The following is a 3,524-nucleotide window of genomic DNA, read 5'->3' on the forward strand; positions in this document are numbered from 1 at the left end:
CGGAGGGCCTTGAGGACGACGAAGCGGAAGCGGTCGTGCTCACCGCAGGCCGCATCGGCGGCGACGCCGCCCTGACCGTGCTGAAGCGGTTCCGCGGCTGCGCCACCCGGGTCGTGGCCTGGCAGCTGCAGCACGTCTGGGACCGCTACGACACCGGGGACTACGTCCGCGACATCCTCACCCACATCCCCGATCTCCGGTTCGTCGACGTGAGTTCGGCCGAACAGCTCTCCGCGCTGCGCACGCTGGACACCCCGCGGGCGGTCACCGTCCGGGGAGACTTCCCGGCCGACGCCATCACCGCGGCCCTCGACCCCGCGCGGCTGCGGCGGCTCTCCCTCGCCGAGAACCTCTCGCTGCGCGACCTGGCCTTCCTCGGCCCGTACACGGAGCTGAAGCGGGTGAGCCTCGTCCGCTGCCGGCATCTGACGGACATCACCCCGCTGGCGGGCTCCCGGGTCACCGCGCTCGACCTGTGGGAGTGCCGTCCCGAGGTCATCGCCGGCCTGGCCCGGCTGCACGGGATCAGGCAGCTCATGCTCGACGGCCCGCTGCCCTATCCGGACCTGGGCGCGCTACCCGTCGCTGCGGACCTCGTCGACATCAGGCTGGGCCCGACCGCGCACCACCACCTGAAACTGGACGGCATCGGCCGCTGGCCCCGCCTCACCCGGCTCAACCTCTGCGGCCCCATCGACGGCTTCGCGCAGGCCGGCGAGCTGTCCCGGCTCCAGTACCTCGTGCTGCAGCTCGACGCCCACCTGTCGATGCTCGCGCTCCTGCCATCGTCGCCGCAGGTCCGCATCCTGCGCCTGTACTCGTGGCGTCCCGGTGACGACCTCGACCTGGTACGCAGCAGGCTCCCGGGGCTCACGGCCCTGTCCATCTCCTGCCACGCCGACCACCGGCACATCGACCTCACCCCGCTGCGCGGCATGCCCGACCTGGCCTCCATCTCACTCCACAAGGCCACCACCGTCACCGGAGCCGAGCACTTCCCCGAGGGCACCGTCACCCGGACCCCCCGCCCGCGCATCCCCTGACGTCACTTCGCCTCCCCCAGCGCCAGCCCCCGCAGCAGCAGGTACGCCGACTGGATGAACCCGCTGCGCAGCGTGACCCCCGAGTTGGTCAGCGCCGCCACGCACACCTCCCGCTCCGGGCTCAGGCCCACGAACGCCGTGCAGCCGCGGGTCGCGCCGCTGTGGAAGTAGAGCGTCGCCCCGGCGACGGTCCGCGCGCTCCAGCCGAGCCCCGACTTCTCGTCGTCCTGCGCGGGCAGTTCGCGGATCCGGACGACCTCCGCCAGCGGCCGCCGCAGCGCCCCGGGGATGTCGCGGTCCTCCGGGTCGAGGTGAGCGCGCAGGAAGCGGATCAGGTCGCGGGCGCTGGAGCGGATGGCGCCCGCGCCGGGGAGGGCCGGGATGACCCAGGGCGGGCGGCGGCGGCCGTGCCAGTAGCCGACGGCGTAGTCGGGGTCCGGGTCGGCCGGGGCCGCGGTGCCGGTGTCCTTGAGTTCGAGGGGGTCGAGGACGCGCGTGCGGAGCATCGACCCGTAGTCCGTGCCGGCGCCGTCGGCGAGCAGCCGGCCGAGCAGTCCGACGCCGAGGTTGGAGTAGCGCGTGAGGGTGCCGGGCGGGTGGTGCACGACGGCGCGGCCGAGTGCGGGCAGCAGCATGTCGGGGGTGAACGACCGGTACGGGTTGGCGAACCAGGACGGCAGCCCTTTCAGCAGCAGGCCGGGCGGGAGCCGGGGCAGGCCGGAGGTGTGGGTCGCCAGGTGCTCGTAGGTGATGGCCCGGCCGTGGCCGCGCGGGAGGGCCGCGTACGGGAGGCGCTCGGCGATCCGGCCGCTCAGGCTGACCTCGCCGCGCGCGGCGGTGTCGGCGAGGAGCAGCGCGGTGAACGTCTTGGTCACCGAGCCGACTTCGAAGCGCGTGCGGTCGGTGACCGAGGCGGTGCCCTTGCGGTCGATGCCGCCGCGGCACAGGGTGCGGTACGCACCGGTCACGGAGACGGCGACGGCCACCGCCGCGCGCGGTTCCGCGGCGGCGGCCACCGCTTTGAGGGGCTGGTCGCGGATGTTCACGTCGCCGCCGCCCGGCTAGGCGCCCAGGCGCGAGAGCACGAGGGAGGCGGCGACCGTGGCGACCACGGCCGTGTGGTAGTGGTCCTCGAACCCCCGGCCGTCCCCGTCCCCGCCGGTCCGGCCGTCGCGCGGGAGGAGCCCGTCCTCGTGCTGGGCGGCGGCCAGCCGCCGCCAGGCGGCCGGTTCGAAGGCCGGCTGCGGCATGCAGGCGTCGACGATGAGGAGTTCGGCGACGAGGTCCCACTCCTCGATCTCCCCCCACACGTCGGTCCACACCGGCAGCCAGGTGGCCAGGTAGTCCCGCAGGTGGGGCGGCAGGGCGTGCGGTTGGGCGCCCCAGTCGGTGAGATGGAAGACGGTGTGGGTCATGTGGTACGCCGTCATCCAGTCCATGGTCCACGGCTCGGGCGTGGAGCCGAGCCAGGTGGCCGCGGTGCGCGCACGCCAGTCGGTCCGGTCGGCGACCCCGATGACGCGGGTCGCGTTGGCCACCGCCATGCGGCGGTTGGGCACGTGCTCGTACTCTCGGTACGAGGTGAGGGACGCCAGGTGGGCCAGGAGCGCCTGGAGCCGCTCGTGGCGGTAGCCGGCGCGGTGGAAGTGGACGTAGGTCTCCAGCGGGTCGGTCATGGCCGGGAACCGCAGCTGCCGCTCGTAGAGCAGGTCGCCGCCGCGGAGCTGGTCCCAGGCGAAGTCGAGCAGTTCGCCGGCCGTGTCGCGCTCGGCCGCGGGGAACGCGGCGTCGCGCCGCACCAGCGACGCGGCGAGGGACAGCTCGGCCAGCGGCTTGTAGACGCTGTCGGGCTCGGCCAGTTCGGCTGTCGCGCCGTCGGCGAACGTGCCTTGCACGTGGTTGCGGTGCAGCCAGCCCAGCGCCTTCGTGCCCGTGCGGAGTGCCGTGGTACGCACTTCCTCCGCCGGCCCGTGGGCGCTCATCGGGGGCCTCCTTCGGTTGCGGCCAGAAGTCTTCCGGCGATGGCGAGGTCGAGCGCGGTACGGGCGCTGGGGGCGCCCCAGAGCCGCAGGTGGTCCAGCACCGTCGGCACGTCGACGGCGGGTGCCGCGCCCCGGCTCTGGGCCAGGGCGAGCCAGCGGACGAGCCGGGCCGCGGTGGGGTAGTCGCGGCGCATCAGGGAGCGGGTGGCGCCCCGGCTGAGCGCGCGGACGTGCAGACAGGCCCGCTGCTGGTAGGGCCCGTCCACCTCCGGAAGCGCCAGCGGGGCGAGCCGTGCCATGCGCTGCGACCGCTCCTGCCAGGGCAGTTCGGTGTCCTCCGCGTCCTCGACGACGCCGGCGATCCCGACCGCCTCGGCGATCGCGGCACGCTCGCAGTCCTCGCCCGCGTACGGTTCCCGGCCCCCGTACGGACCCGCCGGACGGGTCCCGGCAGCGCCGCGGGCGAGCAGCGCGGCGGTGGTGCGATCGCGCCAGCGCG

3 protein-coding genes and 1 pseudogene are annotated in these 3,524 nt (G+C 74.5%); 1 reads left to right on the forward strand and 3 read right to left on the reverse strand.

What is annotated here, in order from left to right; genetic code table 11:
• A pseudogene (locus tag H5J30_RS22445) lies at positions 1-1,043 on the forward strand (leucine-rich repeat domain-containing protein); the annotation flags it as partial.
• Between the two features lie 2 nt (positions 1,044-1,045).
• Here the strand turns inward: H5J30_RS22445 and H5J30_RS22450 are convergent.
• From H5J30_RS22450 to H5J30_RS22460, 3 genes are all read right to left on the reverse strand, one after another.
• The gene (locus H5J30_RS22450) at positions 1,046-2,089 is read right to left on the reverse strand and encodes a serine hydrolase domain-containing protein (RefSeq protein ID WP_181789193.1); all 1,044 of its coding nucleotides are present in this window, start codon (positions 2,087-2,089) and stop codon (positions 1,046-1,048) included.
• A 15-nt stretch (positions 2,090-2,104) separates the two neighbouring features.
• On the reverse strand, positions 2,105-3,025 hold the full coding sequence (locus H5J30_RS22455; RefSeq protein WP_181789194.1) for a DUF6895 family protein: 921 nt from the start codon (positions 3,023-3,025) through the stop codon (positions 2,105-2,107).
• The coding region (locus H5J30_RS22460; protein WP_181789195.1) for a hypothetical protein at positions 3,022-3,524 on the reverse strand (503 nt) is incomplete at its 5' end. The genes H5J30_RS22460 and H5J30_RS22455, both read right to left, overlap by 4 nt.

The sequence above is a fragment of the Streptomyces phytophilus genome (assembly GCF_013870535.1).
In the GTDB taxonomy this organism is placed as follows: domain Bacteria; phylum Actinomycetota; class Actinomycetes; order Streptomycetales; family Streptomycetaceae; genus Streptomyces; species Streptomyces phytophilus.